This is a genomic window from Blautia sp. AF17-9LB (assembly GCF_003479185.1).
Classification (GTDB): domain Bacteria; phylum Bacillota; class Clostridia; order Lachnospirales; family Lachnospiraceae; genus Fusicatenibacter; species Fusicatenibacter saccharivorans.
The window spans coordinates 168,022-191,615 of record NZ_QUGU01000004.1; the positions used below are offsets into that span (position 1 = coordinate 168,022).

The following is a 23,594-nucleotide window of genomic DNA, read 5'->3' on the forward strand; positions in this document are numbered from 1 at the left end:
CTGTATCTTTTTACGGGGAAAGTCGAAAAGTCGGGACAAAATTTTGAAAATTGCTATGGACATATCCGGTCACTCGATTATAATGATACTAGGGTTTGAAAGCAGCCCTAAAATACTGAAGAATGGTGAAATAAAGTGAATTATACAGAAGCAGTTGATTATATCGAAACAATACCGAAATTTACGGTGAAGCATCCGCCGGAACATACGAGGGAGCTTCTTTCGCGCCTTGGGAATCCGCAGGAAGGGATCAAAATTATCCATGTGGCGGGCACGAACGGAAAGGGAAGCGTCTGCGCGTACTTGAATGCGATGCTGCTTGCAGGCGGCAAAAAGACAGGACTTTTTACCTCCCCGCACCTTGTACGCATCAACGAGCGGTTCCAGATCAACGGGGAAGATGTGTCGGATGAGCAGTTTCTCGACGCATTTCTCAAAGTGGAAAAAGCAGCCAAAGAATACGAGGCGGAGGGCGAAGGCCATCCGAGCTATTTTGAGACGCTGTTCCTGATGGGAATGCTGATTTTCAAAGAAGCCGGCGTGGAATACCTGGTCATGGAGACCGGCCTTGGCGGACGGCTGGATGCGACAAATGTGGTCGAAAAGCCGCTGGCATGCATCATCACGTCCATCAGCCGCGACCACACCGAGTATCTCGGCGACACCCTCGAGGCGATTGCGGGAGAGAAAGCCGGCATCATCAAAGCCGGTGTCCCGGTAATCTACGACGCCAGCCAGCCAGGTCCGGCTTCTGTCATTGCCGCAAAGGCGAAAGAGATGGGAAGCCCGGCATGGCCGATGGAGCCGTCGTTCTATGAGATGAAAACACAGAGCCGCGAGGGTATCACCTTTACCTTTGCATATCCGGGCGGCGAAAAAGCAGAGCTTGCGATTCCGTATGTGGCAAAATACCAGATGATGAATGCAAGCCTTGCGTTCTACATGATGCATATTCTGCAGGACGTGCACGACATTCCTAAGAACGTGCTTGCGGAAGGCCTTTCGAAGATCAAATGGCCGTGCCGTATGGAAATGGCTGCGCCGGGCGTCATCATCGACGGCGCGCACAACGAGGACGGCATTGCACAGTTTGTCAGCACGGCAGGCTATTTTGCGAAAGAAAACGAGATCACGATTCTGTTCACGGCAGTTGCAGACAAGCACTATCATGAGATGATCGGTGAAATCTGCGAGGGAATTCATCCGTCCCATGTTGTTGCAACGCAGATCGACGGAAGCCGCGTCGTACCGGCGGAAGTGCTTGCAGAGGACTTCAGAAAAGCAGGATGCACGGATGTCTGCGCGGAACCGGAGATCGGGGCAGCGTATGAGAAGGCACTGGGCAAAAAGGGCAGCGGCATGCTGTTCTGCGTGGGTTCTCTGTATCTGGCGGGCGAACTGAAAGCATATCTTGCAAAGCGGAATGGTTAGTGAATACAGGAAGGAATTTTTTGTTTATGTTAAATTACGAAGAAGAACTGAAGAAGTTTAAACCGTGTCTCGATGTGGATGAGGTGGAGGATGCGATTTACAGCCGTGATCTGACGGATGTGATCGACATTTTGAAAGAAATGATGAAAAACGACAAGCCGGAACAGGAAAACGAGACAGAAGCGGAAAAGGAAGAGTAAGGTGCCGGAATGAACTGTATGAATTGTAAATCGGTTGTGGACGTCGGAATGGAGATCTGTCCCAACTGTGGTTTTAACCTGAGAGTACAGAGAAAATGTTTTTCTCTTTCGAATATGTACTACAATCTGGGCCTCGACAAGGCGGAGATCCGGGATCTTTCCGGAGCGATCGATATGCTGCGGCGGAGCCTGAAGTTTAACAAATACAATATCCATGCGCGGAACTTGTTAGGCCTTGTCTATTTTGAGACGGGTGAAGCGGTTGCGGCGTTAAGTGAGTGGATCATCAGCAAGAATATTATGCCGGAGAATAATGTGGCGACGGAGTATATTGCGACGCTGCAGGCGGAGCAGGCGAAGCTGGATATGATCAATCAGACGATCAAGAAATACAACAGTGCGCTGAAATGCTGCCGCGAGAACAATGAGGATGTGGCTGCGATCCAGCTGCGCAAGATTCTGAACCAGAATCCGAAGCTGATCAAGGGATATCATCTGCTGGCGCTGATTTATATTCACAAGGGTGAGTATGAGAAAGCGCGGAAGATTCTGAAAAAGGCGGCGAAAATTGACAAGACGAACTCGACGACGCTTCGTTTCCTGAAGGAGGTTGATTTCCAGACGGGTACGCAGACGTCGCTGGAGCCGCGGCGGTTCGGCCGCAGGGAGCGTACGGAGGAGCAGCGCGAGGACGAGCGTGAGCGCGTGGTAAGCGGGGATACGGTGATTATTCCGCCGACGTTCCGCGAGACGTCTACAGCGGCAACGATGCTGAATATCGGTATTGGGCTGGTGCTTGGCGCACTGGTTGTGTGGTTCCTGATCGGGCCTGCGAATACGCAGCGAATTAACCGGCAGGCGGACGAGAAGGTTGTGGAATACAGCGGCAAGATGGCGAGCCAGGAGGCCCAGCTGAACCAGCTCCAGAGCCAGGTGGATTCTCTGAACGAAACGACGGCTTCTGCGCAGCAGCAGATCCAGACGGCACAGGATACGGCGGCTTCCTACGAGAACCTTTTAAAGGCTGTGGAAGCGCAGCAGCAGGGCAACACGAGCAACGCAACAAACGCACTGACCGAGGTCAACCCGGAGGTGCTTTCTGTGGACGCAAAGGCTGTGTATGACACTATTTACAAGAGCATGCAGTCGTCTATGTTCCAGGAGCTTTCGCAGTCGGGTGTGAATGCATTTGACGATGCGAATTACACTGAGGCGATTGATAAGCTTTCGAAGGCTAAGAATATCAACGACAGTGACTATACGGTGCTTAACTATCTGGCGCATGCGTATCGGCTGAGTGGGGATACCGATAATGCGATTTCGGTGTTCCAGGAGATCATCGATAAGTTCCCGGGAACCCAGAAGGCTACTAAGGCCGAGCAGCAGATTGAGGCGCTGGGGGGGACTGTGAAGACGGAGGAATAGTGAGGACGGATGCCCACGGGGCAGAATGCCGCAGGAGATGCGGCGCTGTTTCGTCGGGCTGATACCACTGACTACGCGGAGGTTGCGTGGGACGAAGGGCAAAAAAGTATAAAAGTGAGAAGATAAAACACAAAAGATGAAATTCGCTTTACGGCGAAAAATCTTTTGTGTTTTTTATTTTATGACAGGAAAGAGGGAGGATAGGAAATGGATAATCGTGTTTGGGTGAAGGATGCGGTGATGACGATTCGGCTTCCGGAAGAGGTGGATCATTTTGTGGCTGACCGGCTTCGGGAGGAGGCGGGGGAGATTTTGGTGGAGAGGAATGTGAGGGAGGTGGTGTTTGATTTTCGGAAGACGGTGTTTATGGACAGTTCGGGGATTGGACTGGTGATGGGGAGGTTTCGGGAGATGGAGCTGATTGGCGGGAAGGTGAGAGCGGTGCATGTGGGAGAGCGGATGCGGAGGATTCTGGTGATGTCGGGGGTGACGCGGGTGATTGAGGTGGAAGAGGAGAAGACGTGGAAGTAGGTTTTGGACGGGGAGTGGGCAGAAAGGGGAATGGGATGATGCGAGAAAGGATGAAAACAGAAGAGAAGATGCGGTGGAATACGATGACGCTGGAATTTGAGAGCCGTCCCTGCAATGAGAGTTTTGCGCGGGTGTCTGCGGCGGCGTTTCTGGCGCAGCTGAATCCGACGGTGGAGGAAGTGGCGGATGTCAAGACGGCGATTTCGGAGGCGGTTACGAATGCGATGATTCACGGATACCGGCAGGAAAAAGGGAAAATTCAGATGAAGTGTGTGCTGGATCTGGAGGAGAAGGTGTTTCAGGTGACGGTAAAAGATACCGGCGTCGGGATCGAAAATGTGGAGAAGGCGATGGAGCCGATGTTTACGACCTGCCCGGAGCTGGAGCGGTCGGGGATGGGGTTTTCGTTTATGGAGGCGTTTATGGATGAGCTGGAAGTAAGGTCGCATCCGGGATGGGGGACGGAAGTGGTGATGAAACGGAAAATCGGTGTGCATCCGGAAATGTAAGGGCCGGATCGGAAGTCATAGGAGTCAGAATGCATGGAACATACGCTTGCCCTGATCGAAAAGGCACACGAAGGGGATAAAGCGGCAAGGGATACACTGGCAGAGGAAAATATGGGACTGGTCTGGAGCATGGTGAGGCGGTTTGCAAACCGCGGGGTGGAGATGGAGGATTTGTGCCAGATCGGGAGCATTGGGCTGTTGAAGGCGATTGATAAATTTGATCCTTCGTTTGAAGTCTGTTTTTCGACGTATGCGGTTCCGATGATTGCGGGGGAGATCCGGCGGTTTCTGCGGTCGGAGGGGATGGTGAAGGTGAGCCGCCCGATCCGGGAACTGGCGTGGAAAGCGTATGCGGTGCGGGAGCGGCTGGAGCGGGAGAACGGGCGCGATCCGACGCTGGCGGAGATAGCGGGGGAGCTTGATGTTACCGTGGAGGAAATCGTGGAGGCGATGGAGTCCGGCGCGGAGGTGGAATCGCTGCAGAAGACCATCTATCAGGGGGAAAACCACGATATTTCTCTGATGGACCGCATTCCGGAAAAAGAGAACGGGCAGGAAAAGCTGCTGAACCGGATTTTCTTGGAAGAGCTGTTGGGACGACTGCCCGCGAAGGAGCGGCAGCTCATCTACATGCGCTATTTTCAGGACATGACGCAGGCGCAGATCGCCGGAAAACTGGGGATTTCGCAGGTGCAGGTGTCGCGGATGGAAAAGAAGATTCTGCGGCAGATGCGGATGGAAAAGGTCTGACAAAAATACAAATCCGGCGGAAGGGCGCTTTTCCTGGGAAAGGCAGAGAAAAGTGCCTGAAACCCGGGCGGATAAAGGAAGAAAAGAAAGGCGAAGCGGGGAAAGGCGGCAGAAAGTTTAAAAATATTCACTGGAATATCGGAGGAAGGTGTGCTACAATGAGCGAAATACGAAGAAAGGCAGGTGGAAGAACATGGATTATCTGACAGAAAATGTGGCGGTCAATCTGAAACGGATCCGGCAGTCGAAAGGGATGAGTCTCGACCAGGTCTCAGAGCAGACCGGGGTCAGCAAGAGTATGCTCTCGCAGATCGAAAAGGGAACGGCGAACCCGTCGCTTGGCGTGCTCGGGAAGATTACGAGCGGCCTGCGGATTGAATTTCAGGAGCTGATTGCAACGCCGCTGGTGGATAGTTATCTTGTGACACCGGAGGATCTGGTTCCGACGAAAGAGCTGGAGGGGCAGTACACTGTGTGGACGTTCTTTCCGTATGAGGACACGCGGCTTGTGGAAATCTACCGCATCGACATCGAACCGGGCGGAACGTATGTGAGCGGCGGCCACGGAGAGAAAACAAGAGAGTACCTGGTGGTGACAGACGGCGTGATGACCGTGGAGTGCAATGGAAAAGAGCATGAGATCCACTTGAAGCAGGCATTCCGTTTCGAGACAGACCAGACCCACATCTACCGCAACAGAGGGACGGAGAAGACGAGCTGCATGTGTTTCTTTCTCGACTATCACTAAAAGCCGCAGAATAACAGGCTTTCTTTTTTTGAATGAACTGTTCAATATAATGGACAGAAGTCCACTGGAACATCAGAATAAAAAACAACGGATATGAAAAAAATACGGTGGAAGACGAAAAAACATCAAAAAAGAATAGGAAAAGCGGGTGTTAAAGAAAAAGCAAAAATAAAAAACTTTTTTAAAAAAGTAATTGACAAATATAGGGAGTGGTGCTATTGTATGGTTGTACAAAATAATAAACGAAAAACAAAGCAAAGACGCTTACCAACGAGTAGTCTTTGCTTTTTTGTTTTTTATTTAAAAAATCTTTTCAACGCTATGGGAGGATAACACTATGAGATTAAAAGACACAGGATTAACGGTTCAGGACATCAAAGACAAAGTAAACAAGTACATGATCGAGACCTACGAGCGTTTCGATTTCCTTGCAGAAACCGCAGAGGGGATGTACATGTACGACGAAAACGGAACGCCGTATCTTGACTTTTACGCAGGAATCGCCGTAAACAACGCCGGAAACAGAAACCCGAAAGTTGTTGCAGCAGCAAAAGAGCAGCTCGACGATATCATGCATACCTTCAACTATCCATACACCATCCCGCAGGCACTGCTTGCTGAGAAAGTCTGCGAGACCATCGGCATGGACAAGATCTTCTATCAGAACTCCGGTACCGAGGCGAACGAGGCCATGATCAAAATGGCAAGAAAGTACGGCATCGAGAAATACGGCCCGAACCGTTACCACATCGTAACCGCAAAGATGGGCTTCCATGGAAGAACCTTCGGTGCCATGTCTGCAACCGGTCAGCCGGGCAACGGATGCCAGGTTGGATTCGGACCGATGACCTACGGATTCTCCTACGCACCGTACAATGATCTGCAGGCCTTCAAAGATGCATGTACCGAAAACACCATCGCCATCATGGTTGAGCCGGTACAGGGCGAAGGTGGTGTTCATCCGGCAACGAAAGAGTTCATGCAGGGACTCCGGAAGTTCTGTGATGAGAACGACATGCTGCTTCTGATTGATGAAGTACAGACCGGCTGGTGCAGAACCGGTGCGGTAATGTCTTACATGAACTACGGCATCAAACCGGATATCGTATCCATGGCAAAAGGTCTTGGCGGCGGAATGCCGATTGGCGCAATCTGCGCAACAGCTGAAGTAGCAAAAGCCTTTACCCCGGGATCTCACGGAACTACCTTCGGCGGCCATCCAGTCAGCTGTGCAGCAGCACTGGCAGAAGTCAACGAACTGATCGACCGCGACCTTGCCGGAAATGCAAAGAAAGTCGGTGATTACTTCGCAGAAAAATTAGCAAAACTGCCGCATGTCAAAGAAGTCAGACATCAGGGACTGCTGGTCGGCGTAGAGTTTGATGATACCATCAGCGGCGTAGAAGTCAAACATGGCTGCCTTGACCGCCATCTGCTGATCACAGCCATCGGGGCGCACATCATTCGTCTGATCCCTCCGCTTATCGTAACCGGGGAGGACTGCGACAAGGCAGTTGCTATCATCGAAGAAACCGTAAAAGCTCTGGAAAAATAAAGAATTCTTATAGAAACAAAGAAAATCTCATAGCGTGAAAAGAACAGGACAAGGACGTCAAAAAGCAAAGAACCATGCTTCGCCCCTGTCCTGTTTTTCTTTTCATTCTGTGAATCGGAAACAACAGGTAAAACAGAGAAATTAAATGTGAGAGGAAAACGGTATGGGACATCTGGTTATCACAATCGGCTGCGAGTACGGAGCCAAAGGAAATGCCATCGGCAGGAAAATTGCGGAGGATCTCGGAATTAAGTTCTACGATCGCGATCTGGTGGATCAGATTATTGAAGAAGTCGGAATTCCGAAAGACATCATGAACCGTGTAGAAGAGGGCGGTACGATTGCCGGAAAAGGAGCCGAGGGCGATGTCCGTGGATCCTTCTCAAAATATGCGGACCTGACCGAGCGTGCGATTCATGTACAGAAGCAGATCATCCGGAAACTGGCAGAAAAAGAGGCCTGCGTCATCATCGGACGATCCGCGGATTACATCTTAAAGGACAGCAAAGATATCAAGCTCCTCCGGGCTTTTATCTATGCACCGGATGAGATCCGCATTCAGAATATCATGAAGAGCCACAGCCTTTCCGAGAGCGATGCAAAAATTCTGCTGCTCGAGAAGGACAAACGGTATCACAAGCGTCATCTGGCGCTGACCGGCAGCAACCGCGGAGACCGGCACAACCGAGACATTCTGATCAACAGTGCATTCCTTGGTGTGGAGGGCACAGCGGAATATCTCGAGGAACTGATTCAGAAGAAATACGGAAGCGGGGAGGAATAAGCCATGGAACAGAAAAAATCAGAATTTGACAAAGTATTAGGTGCATGGGATATTCTCGTCATCGCTTTCGGAGCCATGATCGGCTGGGGCTGGGTCGTATCCTCAGGAAGCTGGATTCAGAAGGGCGGCGTTGTCGGAGCTTCAATTGCGTTTGTGATCGGCGGTGTCATGATCTTCTTCATCGGACTGACTTACGCAGAACTGACTGCAGCGATGCCGCAGTGCGGCGGCGAGCACGTCTTCAGCTACAAGGCGATGGGCCCGAACGGTTCGTTCATCTGTACCTGGGCGATTATTTTAGGATATGTCAGTGTTACGTGTTTCGAGGCGTGCGCCTTCCCAACCATCATCACGTATCTGTGGCCGGGATTCCTGAAAGGCTATATGTACAGCGTGGCAGGATTTGATATCTATGCTTCCTGGGTAGCCGTAGCCGTTATTGTAGCGTTCCTCATCACACTGATCAATGTGCTGGGCGCAAAAACAGCAGCCGTTCTGCAGACGGTCCTTACCTGTATCATCGGCGGCGCTGGTATCCTTCTGATTGTGGCATCCGTGATCAACGGAGATTCCAGCAATCTGCAGGGACAGATGTTCGTCGGCGAGAGCACCGGAACGATGTTCCAGAACATCATCAAAGTTGCTGTTGTTACCCCGTTCTTCTTCATCGGCTTTGACGTTATCCCGCAGGCAGCAGAGGAAATCAACGTTCCGTTAAAGAAAATCGGTAAAATGATGATTCTCTCCGTTGTACTCGCTGTTGTTTTCTATTCCTGTGTTATCCTGGCTGTCGGCTATGTGCTGAACCCGTCCGAAATCCTGAGCTCGGAAGCAGGAACCGGACTTGTCACAGCAGATGCGATGGCGAAAGCGTTCGGTACAGCGGTTATGGCAAAAGTCATCATCGTCGGCGGTATGTGCGGTATCATCACATCCTGGAACTCCTTTATGATCGGCGGTTCCCGTGCTCTGTACTCTATGGCTGAATCCTACATGATTCCGCCGATGTTCGCAAAGCTTCATCCGCAGCACAAAACTCCGATCAACGCCCTGTTCCTGATCGGCGCGCTGACTATGCTGGCTCCGTTTGCAGGACGAGGCATGATGGTGTGGATCTGTGATGCAGGTAACTTTGGATGCTGTCTTGCCTACTGTATGGTATCTCTTTCCTTCCTGATCCTGCGGAAGAAAGAACCGGATATGCCGCGTCCGTACCGTGTTCCGGCATACAAATTTGTTGGAACGATGGCGGTTCTGATGTCCGGATGCATGGTGCTTGTTTACTGCATTCCTGGTTCCGGCGGAACGCTGGTATGGCAGGAGTGGCTGATGGTAGGCGGCTGGAGCCTCCTCGGTGTTGTATTCTTTGCAGTCTGCAAGTTCAAATATAAAGAGAAGTTCGGCAGCCTGATCGAGCTGATCTCCGACGAGGACGCAGCGTCCCTGATGCCGGAGGCAGACGATGCGGAACTCGACGTTGTCATCGATGCAGCAATCGACCGTGTCCTTGCCAAAATGGCTGGCTGAAGCTGAGATAGGATAAAACAAAGCGTGTCGGAAAGAAAAATTTTCGGCACGCTTTCTGAAAGAAAGGGGAAAAATAAGATGAATTCATTCGAATTTTCGATTCCACAGAATATTATTGTCGGAGCAGGAACGCTTGCCAAACTGCCGGAGTGTGCCAAGAAGATGGGCGGAACCCATGCGATGATTCTTTCCGGTCCTACCCTGAAAAAAATGGGCGTTGTGGACAAAGCAGCGGACAGCCTGAAAGTGGCAGGCATCGCAGCCGATATTTTCACAGATATTGAGGCGAATCCGTCTGTGACGACAGTAGAAAAAGCAACCGAGAGCTATCTTGCTTCCGGCGCAGACTTTCTCGTAGCACTCGGCGGCGGTTCTCCGATGGATGTAGCAAAGGCCGTCGGTGTGACGGCAAAATACGGCGGAAGCATCACGGAATACGAAGGCGCACACAAAGTGCCGGGAAAAATTGTCCCGCTGATTGCCATTCCGACGACTGCGGGAACCGGCTCCGAGGTGACCGCATTTTCCGTGATCACCGACCACAGCAGAGATTACAAGCTGACCGTATTTAGCTATGAACTTCTTCCAGAGTACGCGATTCTCGATCCGGAACTTTTAACTTCCGCTCCGGCATCCGTTGCGGCAGCGTGCGGTATTGATGCTTTTATCCATGCGGAGGAGGCTTATATTTCTACAGCTGCATCTCCGTTTTCCGATGCCATGGCAGAAAAAGCGATGGAATTGATCGGTAAAAATATCCGCCGTTTCGTGGCGCGCAGAACCGATCTCGAAGCCGCAGAGGCGATGCTGACCGGTTCGCTGTTCGCGGGTATTGCATTTTCCTACGCAAGACTTGGAAATGTCCATGCAATGAGTCATCCTGTGAGCGCCTTCTTCGATGTGCCGCACGGCGTGGCAAATGCCGTTCTGCTTCCGGTCATCGCAGAGTACAATGCACTGGCAGACCATGGAAGATATTTGAAGATCTACAACTACATCAGCGAAATCCCGGCATACGCCGATGAATTTGAGCCGATGATGCTGGTCGGCGCGATCCGCGAGCTGACCGCAGCCATCGGAATCCCGGCCAGCCTGACCGATGCGATCCGCCAGGCGGCAAAGGGAAAAGAAGTGACAGCAGAGGAGATCGAGAGCAAAATCGTGCCGATGGCGGTAGATGCGATGAAGAGCGGAAACATCGCCGTCAACCCGAGAGCGTCCTGTCAGCAGGACATCGAGGCGCTGTACCGGAAAGCACTGTAAGAGACAAGCTAATTTATAGAAGAAACCGTAAAGGGCGATGCTGTGAAAAGTATGTACAGAATCGTCCTTTTTCTGCTTGTCTTCCGAAAATATGTGCTGTAAAATAAATTTATCGTGCTGTTCTTACAAAACAAAGCAGCGAGGGGTGGATTTTTTTATTAAATCTTACTATTGGAGGAAGCAAAACATGGAAAATAATGTATTGCAGCAATTAAAAGAAAATATCGCAAAGGTCATGATCGGAAACGAGCGCACGATAGAGCTTGTCCTGACCTGCCTTGTTGCCAAAGGTCATATCCTGCTCGAGGATGTCCCGGGAACAGGAAAAACGGTCATGGCGAAATCCCTTGCGAAATCCGTCGAGGCAGAGTTCGGCCGCATCCAGTTCACACCGGACTTACTGCCGTCCGATGTCACCGGTCTCAATTATTTTGATGCCAAAAGCGGAGAGTTCGTCTTTTCGAAAGGCCCTGCCTTCTGCAACATTCTGCTTGCCGATGAGATCAACCGTGCAACGCCGAAGACGCAGAGCAGCCTTCTCGAGTGCATGGCTGAGCGCCAGATCACCGTGGACGGTGTGACACGGCCGCTCGAGGAGCCGTTCCTCGTCATCGCCACGCAGAACCCGCTCGAGACGCTCGGAACCTTCCCGCTGCCGGAGGCGCAGATGGACCGTTTTTTAATGAAACTTTCGATGGAAGCATTAAGCCCGGCGGAAGAGACGCAGATGATCGCCCGTTTCCTGACCGAGGAGCCGCTCGCCGAGCTGTCGTCTGTCTGCCAAAAAGAAGAAATCCGTACCCTGCAGGAGGCGTGTAAAGAAGTCTACCTGCATCCGGAACTGGTACAGTATCTCGTCCGCATCGTACAGGAGACGAGAGTCAACAGCAAAATTGCAAGCGGTGTGAGCCCGCGTGGAACACTCGCATTTTTACGTGCCGTACAGGGCCACGCGCTGGTGCAGGGACGAAACTACGTTGTGCCGGAGGACTTCAAGACCGTGGCTGTTCCGGTACTCGCACACCGTCTCACCATGCAGATCGGCGCAGACGACGGAAGAGCCGCAGAATCGGTGATCGAGGAAATTTTAAACCGCATCGATCTGCCGACCGAAAACTGGTCAGGAAGGTAACGGACTATGCTTCTTTTATTACTATTTGGAATGGCGCTCGCCTGGTTTCTGCAGAAAAAGCTGTACCAGAAAAACTGGCAGAAAAACCTGAAAATCCAGGTCAGCTTCCAGGATTCCGCGATCTATGAGGGCGAGGAGAGTACGTTAAAAGAGGTCGTCGTAAACGACAAACTGCTGCCGATTCCGGCACTCGAGCTTGGCATTTCGATGAGCCGCAATCTGGAATTCGACCGCGAGGCAAAAGCAAACGCAAGTATCACCGACCAGAGCTACAAACGCGATGTCTTTTCGTTCCTGTTTCATCAGCAGGTCACGAGAACACTGCCGTTTCAGGCGAAAAAACGAGGATTCTACGAGATCACCGGTGCGCATGCCGTAGCGTACGATCTTTTTTTCCGGGAGGGTCTTTACAGCGATTACCCGCAGCAGACACAGATGTACGTTTACCCGCGCCAGGTCGATACTGCACGGATTCAGATGATCTGCCGTGCCGTGTCGGGCATGGTTCTGTCACGGAATCGCCTGTACGAGGACCCGTTTGAATTTTCCGGTATCCGCGATTACCGGAAAGAAGACCCGATGAACCGCATCAACTGGAAATCGTCGGCACGGATGGGAGATCTGATGGTCAACCAGTTTGACGCGACGACGAGCGTGGAAGTTACGGTGCTTCTCGATATCGAGGACGCCAACATTCTGCGCGAGGAAGCGCAGGTCGAGGAGAGCATCCGCATCACGTCTTCGCTTGCGGCGCGGATGGTGAAAAACAAGATGAATCTGTGGGTGAAGAGCAATGCGAAAGATGAGGAGACCGGCGAGGAGCTGCGTGTCCATCTGGCAGCGGGCGCCGGAAAAACAGCGGAGCTGAACCGGAAACTGGCGTGCGTGCAGCTTGGGGGCAATCTCACAGGCAGCGCGGAGTTTCTGCACAAAGAGGCGGAAAAAGAGCTCACCGGCCACACCTACGTTGTCGTATCCAAAAACAGAACCGATGAGGTCCGTGAGGCGCTTCATCTGCTCTCCGGTGCGCAGAACCAGGTGCTGTGGGTGATTCCGTATCTGCCGGGCGAAGAAGTTCCGTCGGAGCAGAACCGTGCGTACACCGCAATCGGCTGGGAGGTGAAACCATGGAAATAAAAAAGACACCGGTACAGATCCCGCTGACCTGGCTTCATGTCTGGCTTTTATTCGCCGGCATCTATGGCTTTGCCGCCGGTTTTCTGGAGCTGACGGGAAGGGAGGCGCTGTATTTCTGCGCCATATCCTTATTGCTGCTGATTCCGGCCGCTGCAAGCTGGATTCTGATCCGGAAAACGAAAGCACTCTGGCAGTTTCTGCTTGGCGGAATTGCGGTCTGCGCGGTGACGTATCTGGCAGCGAAATTTTTCTGTTCCCTGTTCAGTGTGCAGGCGGCAGCGGTAATTGAAGCGTCTGTGGCGGCAAACGATGGAAAAAACAAGTTTGAGAACGGTATTTCTCCTGCATTTCTGGAGAGCCTTTCCGGCGTGATGACGGGTCTTATGGCCGCTGTGATTTTCCTGATCCGCGGCTATGTCAGAATCCGCAAAGGCCAGTTAAAGAAAGCAGCGCAGGAACTGCCGGCCGGCTCAATGCCGCTGGCGGATATGGAAGCGTGGGAGATCCCGACGCTCCTCGATGAGCCAAAGCCCCTTCATTTTCTCTGGTTTATGATACAGTATGTGATCGGTGTGCTGATGAAAATGCCGTTCTACTGGCATCTGATCTACTGGTTTTTCTTTGCAGATGTATTCCTGTGCTTCTTCTGCCAGTACCTCGACGGCATGCACGGGTTCATCCGTGACCATCAGAAAATCGCCAATCTCCCGGTGGAGACGATGCAGCGGACGGGAAAACTGATCCTGAAAATTGCAGTACTCCTTCTGGTACTGTTCGTGCTCCCATCGGCGCTCTACGGAAAGGATCCGATTGCGGAGGCGATCGCAGGATATGAGCCGAAAGAGCTGGAAAGCGATCTTACGATCGAAACACCGGAGGCCGAGACGCCGCAGGGCATGGAGCAGGCCGATCTGTCCGATATGCTGGGGGACAAAGAGTACAAACCGATGCCGCAGTGGATCCAGAATCTTTTTACGGCGGTCATGTATCTTGTGATGGTTGCCGTCGGAACCGCGGTTCTGCGGGCGATTTACCAGAGCGTAAAAAATGCGGGAAAAGCCTTCTCAGAGGATGAGGAGGACGAAGTTCTCTTCCTGCATCAGGGAAACGACGAACGGGAAAATCTGCCGTGGCGGCGGGAAAAGAAAGAGGGCTATCTCTCCCCGAATATGCGTATCCGCCGGCAGTATAAAAAAACGATCAAAAAAGCCGGAAAATACCAGCCGACCGGAGCCGAAACCCCGGCGGAGCTGGAAGAGAGAAACGAGCTTTCCGGCGACGGCATGAGACGGCTGCACGACGGCTATGAAAAAGCCCGTTACAGCCGCGAGGGCTGCACAAAAGAAGAGGCGGAAGCGCTGCGGAACTGATTTAAAACCAGTTCCCAGCAGCGGTCCACAGCCAATAGAGAAAGCCGAGCAGCCAGCTTGCAAAGACACCGTACAGAATGACAGGTCCGGCGATGGTGAAAATTTTCGCACCGATGCCGAAGACCTGTCCTTCTTTTTTATATTCAATCGCAGGAGCTGCAACCGAGTTGGCAAAGCCGGTGATCGGGACGAGCGCACCGCAGCCGGCAAAGGTGACGATTTTCTGATAGATGTTGAGGCCGGTTAAAATCACACTGCTAAGGATCAGAATCAGCGAGCACCAGGAGCCAGCGTCATCTTTGCTGAGTGAGAACTGCGTTTTGCCGATATGGAGCAGAATCTGCCCCACGACACAGATCAGACCGCCGACGATAAAGGCTTTTGCCATATTGCAGAAGAGATTCTGCTTTGGCGTCACCTCTTTGACAAACTGTTCGTATTCTTTTTTTGCCCGTTCACTTTTTAAACTCTGCATCACATCTTACCTCCAGTTCTTATTGAAATCCACTTGCAAAATAATAGAGAGAGCCCGCGATTTTCCCTGCCGCCATGCAGAGAATTACAAACGGCAGTCCGCGCGTCAGTCCGATCCGGCGGCAGAGGATCGAAAACAGGTTGACGACTTCGCCGAGCGCGATGATCCAGCTTCCCAGATAAATGCCCGCAAAAAGCCAGAACACACCGGCCGTCCAGGAGGGCAGGGAAAACGAGAAGGTGCCAAGCGAGAAAAGATCGCCGAACAGCGCCCCGGCCATACAGCAGCATTCGTAAAAACGCAGACTCTCTGCTGTCTTTGTGATGCCGGCGTACCGTGTCACGATGCCAAGGCCGATCACAAGCGCGACAAGGCCGCTCGCGATGAAAAAGCCAAGGCTAAGACCGGCTGTGATCAGCAGGATCTCTGGCAGGATTCGCATGAAAAGCCTCCTTTCCTTTACCGGAGCGGTCGTTCTGTTCGATAATGGTCGTATCGATATCATCCTCGTAGACCCGCATTTCCACCTCGAGCGGCGTCGGGTCCTGCGTGAATTTCCGCCGTCCGAAATGGTTGAAATAGAGCACGACGCCAAGGCCGATGCCGATGGAATATGAAATTTCCAGCACCGAAAATCCGGGCGTCATCTGCGGGAGAAAACGGGTGTAAACATCCAAAAACAGCTCGCGGACGCCGATGTCGGTGTGGAAGGTCATAATGGAAAACGCAGTTCCGATAAACGTAAGGATGCCGACCAGAATCGTTTTGCACCAGCTGATCCAGGTGTTTTTCTGACGCGGATCCTCGTACGTTAAAATAAAATTCGGCTCGCCGATGTGGGTGACATCGACGTGCTCCTCGGCCTCCGTGACGAGGCGGACGAGGGTGGAGGCGGAGCAGACGTAGCGCCCGTATCCGTCATCGGGAAGATGCGCCACGCGGCGGACCTGATTGCGGGCGAGGACAGCGCCGTCTGAACAGGAAAGCTGCGCCACATCGCCGAGCGTCACGACGGGACTGGTGATTTTGATATTACGCTCCGTCTGAAGATACAGCATTTCACTCATGAAAAACATTCCTCTAAAAGTTTCTGAAACAGGATTTTTGTGCTACAGCGTACAGAGTTCCCTAAAACAGGAAAATCATGCGTAAGAATGGAAAAAACGGAAATACTGAAGGTCAGAAATGGTAAGACGCAAAATAAGAAAACGGAGGAATTTGCCGATGAGACAGATGACAGGAAAGCAGAGCATCTCGTTTGCCAAAGCCGTCTATATCGAGGGCAGCGCGGCGATTGTAGGAGAAAAGGAAAAGGATGGACCGCTGGGCGAATACTTTTCGCACACGCTTTCGGACCCGATGTGCGGGCAGGAGAGCTGGGAGGAGGGCGAGAGTGAACTGCAGCTTGCCACCGCGAAGCTGGCAATGCAGAAAGCCAATGTGAGGCCGGAGCAGATCCGCATGATTTTTGCGGGCGATCTTCTGGCACAGTCAATCGCATCATCGTTCGGCCTGGTGGATCTGAACTGCCCGCTCTACGGCCTGTTCGGTGCCTGCTCGACGATGGGAGAGGCGCTTTCGCTTGGCGCGATGGCAGTCGCGGGAGGATACGGTGACCGGGTGCTGGCGGTGACATCGAGCCACTTTGGAACGGCGGAGAAGGAGTTCCGTTTTCCGCTCGCCTACGGAAACCAGCGCCCGCCGTCCGCGAGCTGGACGGTGACGGGAAGCGGCGCGTGTGTGCTTGGAAAAACGAAGAGCAGAGTGAAAATCACGGGCGCTACGACGGGAAAAATCATTGATTACGGGCTGAAAGACAACCAGAACATGGGCGCCTGCATGGCCCCCGCTGCGTGCGATACGATTGCACAGAACCTCGTCGATTTCAACCGGGAACCGGCCGATTACGACCGCATTGTGACGGGAGATCTCGGCGTTGTGGGGCGGGAAATTCTGCTGGAGCTGCTGAAGAAAAAAGGATACGATATCTCGGAACAGCACAGTGACTGCGGCATGCTGATCTTCGATCCGGCAAAACAGGACACCGGTGCGGGCGGAAGCGGCTGCGGCTGTGCGGCATCGGTGCTGGCGGAGTATCTGCTGCCGAAGCTGGAAAACGGAGAGTGGAAGAGGATTCTGTTTGTACCGACTGGTGCGCTGATGTCGAAGGTCAGCTTTCAGGAGGGCAGCAGCGTGCCTGGTATTGCACAGGCGGTTGTAATCGAGAGGGAGGAGGATGTGTAAAATGGGAACGTTCATGGAATATTTCAATGCCTTCTGGGTCGGCGGCCTCATTTGTGCCCTGTGCCAGATTCTGCTCGACCGCACGAAAATGCTGCCGGGAAGAATTATGGTAACGCTTGTGTGCACGGGCGCGGTGTTGAGCTTTCTGGGACTCTACGATCCATTTGCAGAATACGCCGGGGCAGGCGCGTCGGTGCCGCTGCTCGGGTTCGGGCATCTTTTGTTTCAGGGAGTAAAAGATGCCGTAAAAGAAAGCGGATTTTTAGGATTGTTCCAGGGCGGATTAAAGGCGGGGGCTGTCGGAACATCAGCGGCGTTGATTTTCGCGTATCTTGCAAGCTGGATTTTCCAGCCGAAGATGAAAAAATAGCAGGTGAAAAATTGCGCAGAAGCAGGCGGACTGATATAATAAAGAAAAATGCCGCAGAAAAAAGCAGAATCGCAGCGGCAGGACGAATACAGAAAAAAGCGGGTGTTTTGCGGAAAAAACATCAAAACACCCGCGACAGGAAGAAAGGAAGTCTGCAATGAAGACAAGAGAAGAAGCGCTATCCTATGGCCTTTCCTTCCCGGACACATATCAGGAAGCACCGTTCCACGATGACAACTGGCAGCTCATCCGCGTGAAAGGAAGCAAAAAGGCATTTCTGTGGGTCTATGAAAAGGACGGAATCATTCAGCTGAATGTAAAAGCAAACCCGGAATGGCGGGACTACTGGCGCGATGCATTCGCGTCAGTTATCCCGGGATATCATCAGAACAAAGAACATTGGAACACGATTCTCCTCGACGGAACCGTACCCGATGACGCTGTGCGTACCATGATCGCCGAGAGCTACGACATCATCACGGACAGCCCGACCAAAAGAATCTATGAGGCGGTAAAGCAGATTCCGCGCGGAAAAGTGGCGACATACGGCCAGATAGCAGCGCTTGCAGGCGAGCCGAAGATGGCGCGTGCCGTGGGAAACGCCTTACATAAAAACACAGATCCGGAGCACATTCCATGCTACCGTGTGGTAAACTCCAAAGGCGAACTGGCCGCGGAATTTGTCTTCGGCGGCGCCGGGAAACAGGCGGATATGCTGGAGGCAGACGGCATTGTGCTGGAAAACGGCCGCGTCAATTTAAAGAAGTACGGCATCAACGTGGAAGAGATGCTGGCACAGCGGGAGCTGGAGCAAAACTGAAAAAATAGGATGCACAAAACAGCGAAAGACCGGAACGGCAGAGGAAAATGTCCGTTTCGGTCTTTCATTATGTTTGGCTTATAAAATTAGAAAATACAATTATTTCGCATTGAATACATACTTATCCATACGGTCAAATGCCTCTTTCACAAGCACATGCGGCAGTGCCAGATTCAGGCGGATCGCATACGGTCTGTGGAACGGCCGTCCGTCCTGCCAGATCACGCCGACAGCAACACCGGCTTTCAGCAGTGTATCCATATCGGTATCATGCTCCTTGCACCACTCCTCGCAGTCGAGGTACAGCATGTACGTTCCTTCTGGTTTGGAAAGCTTCACGCCCTTGAAATGCTCGAGAATGTAGTTGTACGCATAATCCGCATTCGATTTCAGCACTTCGCGCAGTTCATCCACCCACTGGTATCCCTCCGGACGGTAAGCGCCGATCAGCGCATGAACAGAGAGTACGTTCGGAGAATTGTAGTGAGAAAGGGACGAAGCCTTCTCCACACGGTCGCGCAGCATGCGGTTGTAGATGATGTGGTAGGAGCCTACAAGGCCAGCCAGGTTAAAGGTCTTGGACGGTGCATAAAGTGCGATGGTGCGCTCGCGTGCATCCTTCGAAACGGACTGCGTTGGGATATGTTTGAAGCCCGGCAGTGTCAGGTCAGACCAGATCTCATCGGAGATGACAACGCATTCATTTGCTTTGTAAATTTCCATCGCCTTTTCAATTTCCTCGCGCTCCCAGACACGGCCTGTCGGGTTGTGCGGAGAGCAGAAAATCGCGAAATGAATGTTGTGTTCTTTTAACTTGCGGTCCATATCGGCGTAGTCCATACGCCATACGCCGTTCTCATCCTGAACAAGATCGGAGAGAACGATATTGCGTCCGCAGTTCTCAAGAACACCGGTAAAACCGATGTATGTCGGGGAATGCAGAAGAATGGATTCGCCCGGGGATGTAAAAGCGGCAGCAGCCGAAGCAACACAGCCGAGCACGCCGTTCTCATAGCCGATCGCCTCACGCGGCAGATCTTCCACACCGTTGCGCTCTTTCTGCCAGCGGATGATGCTGTCAAAATATGCATCCGGCAGATTAAAGTAGCCAAAATGCGGTTCGTTGACTCTCGCGTGAATTGCTTCCTGAATGGTCGGAAGAGACGGGAAGTTCATGTCGGCCACCCACATCGGGATGCGGGAGAAGCCCTCTTTGACTTCCGCACCCGGAATCGGGATCTGATCGACAGCGATCGAATCGTGGCCGCTGCGGTTCATCAGAGATGTAAAATCGTATTTCATTGGTAAAAACCCTCCTTTGTGTTTGCTGTGCTCTCGAAGTAAAACCAAAAGCACATGGAAAACCGGATGCAGCTTCCTTTCCTCGCTGAAAGAAAAACCTGCAGCCGGCTGAATACAAATATTATAACACGGAGGGGAATTTTCGTAAACAAAAGAATGCTTTATTCGGCACCATTTATTCCGCGCCGATCCAGTTATCGCGGTTGATTGCTTCCGTGTGGCTGGTGCTTTCGTTCATGATTTTCTGCAGATCCGGCCGGTCATAGTTGACAATGCCCTTTCCGAGATATTCATGGCTGCCGCGCCGGAAGACGCTGACGACATCGCCTTTCTTAAAATCGCCTTCGACTGCCACGATGCCTTTAGGAAGCAGGCTCTTTGCCTGAACAGCAAGTGCTTCTGCGGCACCCTCATCGACGTAGAGGTTGCCCGCACTCGGCGCATAGAATGCCATCCACTGCAGACGCGTTTTCATGTTGTGGCCGCTGGCGGTAAAGTACGTTCCTTTTGCGGTTCCTTTCACCGCACGCACAATGTTGTTTTCCTCCGCCGAGGAGCAGATCAGAACCGGCACACCGGCTCTTGTGGCAAGCGAAGCGGCGGAGAGCTTCGTTGTCATGCCTCCCGTTCCGTTGCCCGATCCCGCACCGCCTGCCGCAGCAGTGAGCTCCGGCGTGATCTCATTTACCACGTCGATATGGCGCGCATTCGGGTCACTCTTTGGATTGGTAGTGTAGAGCCCGTCGATATCGGTCAGCAGAATCAGAAGCGATGCATGCAGCATCGCAGCCACCTGGGCAGAGAGCGTGTCGTTGTCGCCGACCTTCAGCTCCTCAATCGCGATCGTATCGTTCTCATTGATGATCGGAATCGCACCGCGCCCGAGCAGGACGGAGAGGGAGCCGAAGATGTTTTTATAGCGGCGGCGGTCCTCAAAGTCACTGCGGTTCAAAAGAATCTGCGCACACGGAATCTGGTACGCCATCAGATTTTTCGTGTATTCCTCCATCAGAAGGCCCTGGCCGACAGCAGCGGCAGCCTGTTTATCGGCAATTTTCGTCGGCCGTTTTTTAAAGCCGAGACGGGAAAAGCCTGCGGCGATCGCACCGGAGGAAACGAGAATCACATGGTGGCCTGCCGTCTGCAGCGCGGCAAGCTGGGTCGTAATGTTCCGTATTTTTTCAGCATCCATGGTTCCGTCTGAGAGTGTCAGGGAGCTGGTGCCGACTTTCACAACTATCGTCTGTTTTTCCATCATGAAAACCTCAAATGTAAGAAATGATAAGAAACGTTGTTTACGGGTGACAAAACATCAATTACAGACACTTTAACACAGTACTGTGTGAGAGTCAAGAAGATGCGGAATGGTCGTTACATTTTTCGTGAAAGATCTGCAAAAAGATAGAAATTTGTTGCTGGAATTCTGAAAAAGTATGGTAGAATAGAAAACGAGAAAAAGGTGTGTGCAGAAATACATTTTTCCTGAAAAACAAAAGAAGCGGAAAGAAGTCCGGCACACGACGGAGGGAGTCAAAGATGGAGGAAAAAACAGAAGAAAGAGGCAGAGGCTGCATGACAACGCTGTGCTACATCGAAAAGGATGACAGCTATCTGATGATGCACCGCACGGTGAAAAAGAACGATGTCAACAAGGACAAGTGGATCGGCGTCGGCGGCCATGCGGAACTTGGCGAAAGCCCGGAGGAATGCCTGCTGCGTGAAGTAAAAGAGGAAACCGGCTACACGCTGACGAGCTGGCGTTTCCGCGGTCTCGTTACCTTTGTGACAGAGGCAGAAAACAGCAAAACGGTGGAGTACATGGAGTATATGTGTCTCTACACGGCAGACGGATTTACGGGAGAACCGATTGCATGTGATGAGGGCGAACTCGCCTGGGTGAAAAAAGAGGACGTCCTGCACCTGAATCTGTGGGAGGGAGACAAAATCTTTTTCCGCCTTCTGAATGAAGACGAGCCGTTTTTCTCCCTGAAGCTGCGGTATGTGGGCGACACGCTCGCAGAAGCGGTGCTGAACGGAAAACAGATGGAACTTTTTGAGGAGCGCTCAGGCGACGGCACGCCGACCGGAACCATCGTAGAACGCGGCGTGGCGCACAGTGAGGGACGGTGTCACGGAACGGCACATATCTGGATTGCACGGGCGAATGAGAAGAGCGGCTGTGAGGTACTGCTGCAGAAAAGGAGTGCCTGGAAAGATTCGAATCCGGGCTGCTACGATATTTCAAGCGCCGGCCATCTTTCGGCGGGCGATACATATTTGGAAGGGGCTCTGCGGGAAATCGGCGAGGAGCTCGGCATCCACGCAGAGGCAGAGGAGCTGAGGGATCTTGGCCTGCTGGAAAAAGTATCACACGGTGTTTTTTACGGAAAACCGTTCCACGATCATGAGGTCAGCGCCGTGTATCTTTACACGAAGCCGGTCGAGGCGGAAAAACTGCATCTACAGGAGTCGGAAGTAGAAGCAGTCCGCTGGATGGATCTCAAAGAGTGCCAGAAGGCGGTAAGAGAAGGAAGCATTCCCAACTGTATTGATATCCGGGAACTGGAAATGATTGAAAAAGCGTGGTTCGCCGGAGAAAAAACAAAAGATGAGGAGTAAGAGAAGATGAAAGAAAATGGATTCATCAACGAGAAGCTGACCCCGAAGCACGAGGAAGAAGAGGCAGCAGCCACCGCTGAAAAATAAAAAGAAATGCATGAAAAAAGTCACCGGTTCGAAATAGAACATGGTGACTTTTTTGGATATCGCGTAAATGAAATTTATTTTTTTATTTCGCTGCTGCCTTTACCTGGCTAAACAGTCCGGATTTCTGAAGAGCCGGACGCAGTGCCATGTAGATGACAACGGAAGCGATGGTGGAAAGTACGGCGTTGATGGAAGTTGCCGCTACGTTCCAGCTTAAGGTAACCTCTGCTGCCGGTTTTCCAAGAAGAACCAGTTTGTAGAAGTAACCGATGAGCGGATCGAAGATCACATTGAACAGAAGTCCGCCGATGGCTGCAAGCAGTGCCCATTTGAAGATCTGTTTCTGATCGGTCTGCTCGTTGATTTTACCGATTTTGTGTGCGATCAGTCCTGCGATGAGGCCGATGCAGAATTTTAAGATGAAGGTCTTTGGTGCGTATACCACATAGACCGGATCGAGAAGATCTCCGATGGTCATGCCGATCGCACCGCCGATTCCGCCGTAAACACCGCCGAGAATTAGCGCACCGAGCACACAGACAGCGTTTCCGAAATGGATTGAGGTGGCATCTCCGCCTGGCAGCCAGATTTTGAACTGCAGGAAGGTGAAGACAACGTAGGAAAGGGCTGCAAAGACACCTGTCATTGCGATTTTCCAGACTTTTTCATTTTTCATAACAACGCACTCCTTTGGTATCTGGAACTTTCGTTCCTTGATTGCACCCTATTATAGGGAGTGGTGGCATGAAGAAAAAGTTCCAATTCCGGATTTTTTGACCAGACCAGTTATTTCCGGTACGATTTCATTTTTTCGTGTTCTTCTTTTAATTCTCTGTAGAGCTGCAGCGAATTCCACGCCTGGTTCTGCGTTGTGACGATGGCTTTGAGGGCGATCGGCGGCACTTTTTTCCGGCGCATTTCGGTGAGAAAAAGATCAAGTTTCCGCTCGGAAAAGCCGGCCATGACCATCATTGGTTCATCAAATCCGGCGCCGTCATAGGCTTCGGGGGATTCTGCAAATGCTTTATTTCCGGCAAGAAATCCGATCGACTGGAGATACTGTTCCGGTTCCACAATGCGCACGCGGATACCGAGCTTTAAGAGAACCGGCTTTAAAAGCACAGCTGTTTTCGTTCCTTTGATCTGATATAAGAGTACGGTTTCCATGAGAAAAATCCTTTCCACGGGCAGATTTCCGGATCAAATGCGCGGATGCCCAGAACTATGATATAAGAAATGTTTTGGAAAAACAATACTTTTATGGTATCATAGGAACGTACAATTCAGAACACGATAAATTTTGAGATAAAAGAGA

The 23,594-nt window shown here is 51.9% G+C and carries 26 protein-coding genes; 19 read left to right on the top strand and 7 right to left on the bottom strand.

Going from position 1 to position 23,594, the window contains the following annotated elements; all coding sequences use genetic code 11:
• Positions 1–135 precede the first annotated feature (135 nt).
• From DWX00_RS06195 to DWX00_RS06260, 15 genes are all read left to right on the top strand, one after another.
• Complete coding sequence (locus DWX00_RS06195; RefSeq protein ID WP_055220006.1) at positions 136–1,431, top strand: bifunctional folylpolyglutamate synthase/dihydrofolate synthase; 1,296 nt, start codon at positions 136–138, stop codon at positions 1,429–1,431.
• A 26-nt stretch (positions 1,432–1,457) separates the two neighbouring features.
• Complete coding sequence (locus tag DWX00_RS19850) at positions 1,458–1,631, top strand: hypothetical protein (protein WP_022461761.1); 174 nt, start codon at positions 1,458–1,460, stop codon at positions 1,629–1,631.
• A gap of 9 nt (positions 1,632–1,640) precedes the next feature.
• Positions 1,641–3,056, top strand: coding sequence for a tetratricopeptide repeat protein (locus DWX00_RS06200; protein WP_022461762.1), 1,416 nt, complete (start codon positions 1,641–1,643; stop codon positions 3,054–3,056).
• 207 nt (positions 3,057–3,263) lie between these two features.
• On the top strand, positions 3,264–3,587 hold the full coding sequence (locus DWX00_RS06205) for an anti-sigma factor antagonist (RefSeq protein ID WP_022461763.1): 324 nt from the start codon (positions 3,264–3,266) through the stop codon (positions 3,585–3,587).
• Between the two features lie 38 nt (positions 3,588–3,625).
• The gene (spoIIAB, locus tag DWX00_RS06210) at positions 3,626–4,096 is read left to right on the top strand and encodes an anti-sigma F factor (protein ID WP_270423031.1); all 471 of its coding nucleotides are present in this window, start codon (positions 3,626–3,628) and stop codon (positions 4,094–4,096) included.
• Between the two features lie 33 nt (positions 4,097–4,129).
• Positions 4,130–4,846, top strand: a complete 717-nt coding sequence (locus DWX00_RS06215; protein ID WP_055220004.1) for a SigB/SigF/SigG family RNA polymerase sigma factor — start codon at positions 4,130–4,132, stop codon at positions 4,844–4,846.
• 193 nt (positions 4,847–5,039) lie between these two features.
• On the top strand, positions 5,040–5,594 hold the full coding sequence (locus tag DWX00_RS06220) for a helix-turn-helix domain-containing protein (protein ID WP_117509833.1): 555 nt from the start codon (positions 5,040–5,042) through the stop codon (positions 5,592–5,594).
• A gap of 93 nt (positions 5,595–5,687) precedes the next feature.
• Entirely contained in the window at positions 5,688–5,927 is a 240-nt protein-coding gene (locus DWX00_RS06225) for a hypothetical protein (protein ID WP_118594858.1), read from the top strand.
• Between the two features lie 4 nt (positions 5,928–5,931).
• Complete coding sequence (locus tag DWX00_RS06230) at positions 5,932–7,149, top strand: aspartate aminotransferase family protein (RefSeq protein WP_118594859.1); 1,218 nt, start codon at positions 5,932–5,934, stop codon at positions 7,147–7,149.
• A 163-nt stretch (positions 7,150–7,312) separates the two neighbouring features.
• Positions 7,313–7,933: a cytidylate kinase-like family protein gene (locus DWX00_RS06235; protein WP_117509835.1), complete on the top strand. Its 621-nt coding sequence runs from the start codon at positions 7,313–7,315 to the stop codon at positions 7,931–7,933.
• A 3-nt stretch (positions 7,934–7,936) separates the two neighbouring features.
• The gene (locus DWX00_RS06240) at positions 7,937–9,460 is read left to right on the top strand and encodes an APC family permease (protein WP_118594860.1); all 1,524 of its coding nucleotides are present in this window, start codon (positions 7,937–7,939) and stop codon (positions 9,458–9,460) included.
• A gap of 78 nt (positions 9,461–9,538) precedes the next feature.
• A complete protein-coding gene (locus DWX00_RS06245) occupies positions 9,539–10,723 on the top strand; it encodes an iron-containing alcohol dehydrogenase family protein (protein ID WP_118594888.1) in 1,185 nt (394 codons plus the stop codon).
• 187 nt (positions 10,724–10,910) lie between these two features.
• On the top strand, positions 10,911–11,855 hold the full coding sequence (locus tag DWX00_RS06250; RefSeq protein ID WP_055219993.1) for an AAA family ATPase: 945 nt from the start codon (positions 10,911–10,913) through the stop codon (positions 11,853–11,855).
• A gap of 6 nt (positions 11,856–11,861) precedes the next feature.
• Complete coding sequence (locus tag DWX00_RS06255; RefSeq protein WP_022461768.1) at positions 11,862–12,992, top strand: DUF58 domain-containing protein; 1,131 nt, start codon at positions 11,862–11,864, stop codon at positions 12,990–12,992.
• Positions 12,983–14,362, top strand: a complete 1,380-nt coding sequence (locus DWX00_RS06260) for a DUF4129 domain-containing protein (RefSeq protein ID WP_118594861.1) — start codon at positions 12,983–12,985, stop codon at positions 14,360–14,362. Before DWX00_RS06255 ends, DWX00_RS06260 begins: the two co-directional genes overlap by 10 nt.
• Before the next feature lies 1 nt (position 14,363).
• Here the strand turns inward: DWX00_RS06260 and spoVAC are convergent, their stop codons facing one another.
• The 3 genes from spoVAC to DWX00_RS06275 are packed head-to-tail and all read right to left on the bottom strand — an operon-like array spanning position 14,364 to position 15,904.
• Positions 14,364–14,837 carry a stage V sporulation protein AC gene (spoVAC, locus tag DWX00_RS06265; RefSeq protein ID WP_022461770.1) on the bottom strand — a complete coding sequence of 158 codons (474 nt, stop codon included), beginning with the start codon at positions 14,835–14,837 and terminating at the stop codon, positions 14,364–14,366.
• Positions 14,838–14,856: 19 nt separating this feature from the next.
• Entirely contained in the window at positions 14,857–15,279 is a 423-nt protein-coding gene (locus DWX00_RS06270) for a stage V sporulation protein AB (protein WP_055219986.1), read from the bottom strand.
• On the bottom strand, positions 15,236–15,904 hold the full coding sequence (locus tag DWX00_RS06275) for a stage V sporulation protein AA (RefSeq protein WP_055219984.1): 669 nt from the start codon (positions 15,902–15,904) through the stop codon (positions 15,236–15,238). Before DWX00_RS06275 ends, DWX00_RS06270 begins: the two co-directional genes overlap by 44 nt.
• A gap of 157 nt (positions 15,905–16,061) precedes the next feature.
• On the opposite strand from DWX00_RS06275, the gene spoVAD reads away from it, so the two are divergent.
• The 3 genes from spoVAD (at position 16,062) to DWX00_RS06290 (ending at position 18,271) form a co-directional block, all read left to right on the top strand.
• Positions 16,062–17,081 (top strand): stage V sporulation protein AD, encoded by a 1,020-nt coding sequence (gene spoVAD, locus DWX00_RS06280; RefSeq protein ID WP_055219982.1) that lies wholly within the window; start codon positions 16,062–16,064, stop codon positions 17,079–17,081.
• Between the two features lie 13 nt (positions 17,082–17,094).
• The gene (locus DWX00_RS06285; RefSeq protein ID WP_055220161.1) at positions 17,095–17,451 is read left to right on the top strand and encodes a SpoVA/SpoVAEb family sporulation membrane protein; all 357 of its coding nucleotides are present in this window, start codon (positions 17,095–17,097) and stop codon (positions 17,449–17,451) included.
• A 157-nt stretch (positions 17,452–17,608) separates the two neighbouring features.
• Positions 17,609–18,271 (top strand): methylated-DNA--[protein]-cysteine S-methyltransferase, encoded by a 663-nt coding sequence (locus DWX00_RS06290; protein WP_055220159.1) that lies wholly within the window; start codon positions 17,609–17,611, stop codon positions 18,269–18,271.
• 99 nt (positions 18,272–18,370) lie between these two features.
• On the opposite strand, the gene DWX00_RS06295 is transcribed toward DWX00_RS06290, so the two are convergent.
• Both DWX00_RS06295 and proB read right to left on the bottom strand, forming a co-directional pair.
• Positions 18,371–19,573, bottom strand: coding sequence for a MalY/PatB family protein (locus DWX00_RS06295; protein ID WP_055219980.1), 1,203 nt, complete (start codon positions 19,571–19,573; stop codon positions 18,371–18,373).
• 175 nt (positions 19,574–19,748) lie between these two features.
• The gene (proB, locus tag DWX00_RS06300) at positions 19,749–20,831 is read right to left on the bottom strand and encodes a glutamate 5-kinase (RefSeq protein ID WP_243037971.1); all 1,083 of its coding nucleotides are present in this window, start codon (positions 20,829–20,831) and stop codon (positions 19,749–19,751) included.
• A 278-nt stretch (positions 20,832–21,109) separates the two neighbouring features.
• Between proB and DWX00_RS06305 the strand changes: the two genes are divergently transcribed.
• Complete coding sequence (locus DWX00_RS06305) at positions 21,110–22,192, top strand: NUDIX domain-containing protein (RefSeq protein ID WP_117761621.1); 1,083 nt, start codon at positions 21,110–21,112, stop codon at positions 22,190–22,192.
• A 169-nt stretch (positions 22,193–22,361) separates the two neighbouring features.
• On the opposite strand, the gene DWX00_RS06310 is transcribed toward DWX00_RS06305, so the two are convergent.
• Both DWX00_RS06310 and DWX00_RS06315 read right to left on the bottom strand, forming a co-directional pair.
• Positions 22,362–22,955 (bottom strand): ECF transporter S component, encoded by a 594-nt coding sequence (locus DWX00_RS06310; RefSeq protein ID WP_022461779.1) that lies wholly within the window; start codon positions 22,953–22,955, stop codon positions 22,362–22,364.
• Between the two features lie 110 nt (positions 22,956–23,065).
• The gene (locus DWX00_RS06315) at positions 23,066–23,446 is read right to left on the bottom strand and encodes a DUF3783 domain-containing protein (RefSeq protein ID WP_055219975.1); all 381 of its coding nucleotides are present in this window, start codon (positions 23,444–23,446) and stop codon (positions 23,066–23,068) included.
• Positions 23,447–23,594 lie beyond the last annotated feature (148 nt).

What these genes read in the sequence shown, in the direction of transcription:
- DWX00_RS19850 (WP_022461761.1), top strand. Translation starts at nt 1,458, where the DNA reads ATGTTAAATTACGAAGAAGAACTGAAGAAGTTTAAACCGTGTCTCGAT.
- DWX00_RS06200 (WP_022461762.1), top strand. Translation starts at nt 1,641, where the DNA reads ATGAACTGTATGAATTGTAAATCGGTTGTGGACGTCGGAATGGAGATC.
- DWX00_RS06205 (WP_022461763.1), top strand. Translation starts at nt 3,264, where the DNA reads ATGGATAATCGTGTTTGGGTGAAGGATGCGGTGATGACGATTCGGCTT.
- spoIIAB (WP_270423031.1), top strand. Translation starts at nt 3,626, where the DNA reads ATGCGAGAAAGGATGAAAACAGAAGAGAAGATGCGGTGGAATACGATG.
- DWX00_RS06215 (WP_055220004.1), top strand. Translation starts at nt 4,130, where the DNA reads ATGGAACATACGCTTGCCCTGATCGAAAAGGCACACGAAGGGGATAAA.
- DWX00_RS06220 (WP_117509833.1), top strand. Translation starts at nt 5,040, where the DNA reads ATGGATTATCTGACAGAAAATGTGGCGGTCAATCTGAAACGGATCCGG.
- DWX00_RS06225 (WP_118594858.1), top strand. Translation starts at nt 5,688, where the DNA reads ATGAAAAAAATACGGTGGAAGACGAAAAAACATCAAAAAAGAATAGGA.
- DWX00_RS06230 (WP_118594859.1), top strand. Translation starts at nt 5,932, where the DNA reads ATGAGATTAAAAGACACAGGATTAACGGTTCAGGACATCAAAGACAAA.
- DWX00_RS06235 (WP_117509835.1), top strand. Translation starts at nt 7,313, where the DNA reads ATGGGACATCTGGTTATCACAATCGGCTGCGAGTACGGAGCCAAAGGA.
- DWX00_RS06240 (WP_118594860.1), top strand. Translation starts at nt 7,937, where the DNA reads ATGGAACAGAAAAAATCAGAATTTGACAAAGTATTAGGTGCATGGGAT.
- DWX00_RS06245 (WP_118594888.1), top strand. Translation starts at nt 9,539, where the DNA reads ATGAATTCATTCGAATTTTCGATTCCACAGAATATTATTGTCGGAGCA.
- DWX00_RS06250 (WP_055219993.1), top strand. Translation starts at nt 10,911, where the DNA reads ATGGAAAATAATGTATTGCAGCAATTAAAAGAAAATATCGCAAAGGTC.
- DWX00_RS06255 (WP_022461768.1), top strand. Translation starts at nt 11,862, where the DNA reads ATGCTTCTTTTATTACTATTTGGAATGGCGCTCGCCTGGTTTCTGCAG.
- DWX00_RS06260 (WP_118594861.1), top strand. Translation starts at nt 12,983, where the DNA reads ATGGAAATAAAAAAGACACCGGTACAGATCCCGCTGACCTGGCTTCAT.
- spoVAC (WP_022461770.1), bottom strand. Translation starts at nt 14,837, where the DNA reads ATGCAGAGTTTAAAAAGTGAACGGGCAAAAAAAGAATACGAACAGTTT.
- DWX00_RS06270 (WP_055219986.1), bottom strand. Translation starts at nt 15,279, where the DNA reads ATGCGAATCCTGCCAGAGATCCTGCTGATCACAGCCGGTCTTAGCCTT.
- DWX00_RS06275 (WP_055219984.1), bottom strand. Translation starts at nt 15,904, where the DNA reads ATGAGTGAAATGCTGTATCTTCAGACGGAGCGTAATATCAAAATCACC.
- spoVAD (WP_055219982.1), top strand. Translation starts at nt 16,062, where the DNA reads ATGAGACAGATGACAGGAAAGCAGAGCATCTCGTTTGCCAAAGCCGTC.
- DWX00_RS06285 (WP_055220161.1), top strand. Translation starts at nt 17,095, where the DNA reads ATGGAATATTTCAATGCCTTCTGGGTCGGCGGCCTCATTTGTGCCCTG.
- DWX00_RS06290 (WP_055220159.1), top strand. Translation starts at nt 17,609, where the DNA reads ATGAAGACAAGAGAAGAAGCGCTATCCTATGGCCTTTCCTTCCCGGAC.
- DWX00_RS06295 (WP_055219980.1), bottom strand. Translation starts at nt 19,573, where the DNA reads ATGAAATACGATTTTACATCTCTGATGAACCGCAGCGGCCACGATTCG.
- proB (WP_243037971.1), bottom strand. Translation starts at nt 20,831, where the DNA reads ATGATGGAAAAACAGACGATAGTTGTGAAAGTCGGCACCAGCTCCCTG.
- DWX00_RS06305 (WP_117761621.1), top strand. Translation starts at nt 21,110, where the DNA reads ATGGAGGAAAAAACAGAAGAAAGAGGCAGAGGCTGCATGACAACGCTG.
- DWX00_RS06310 (WP_022461779.1), bottom strand. Translation starts at nt 22,955, where the DNA reads ATGAAAAATGAAAAAGTCTGGAAAATCGCAATGACAGGTGTCTTTGCA.
- DWX00_RS06315 (WP_055219975.1), bottom strand. Translation starts at nt 23,446, where the DNA reads ATGGAAACCGTACTCTTATATCAGATCAAAGGAACGAAAACAGCTGTG.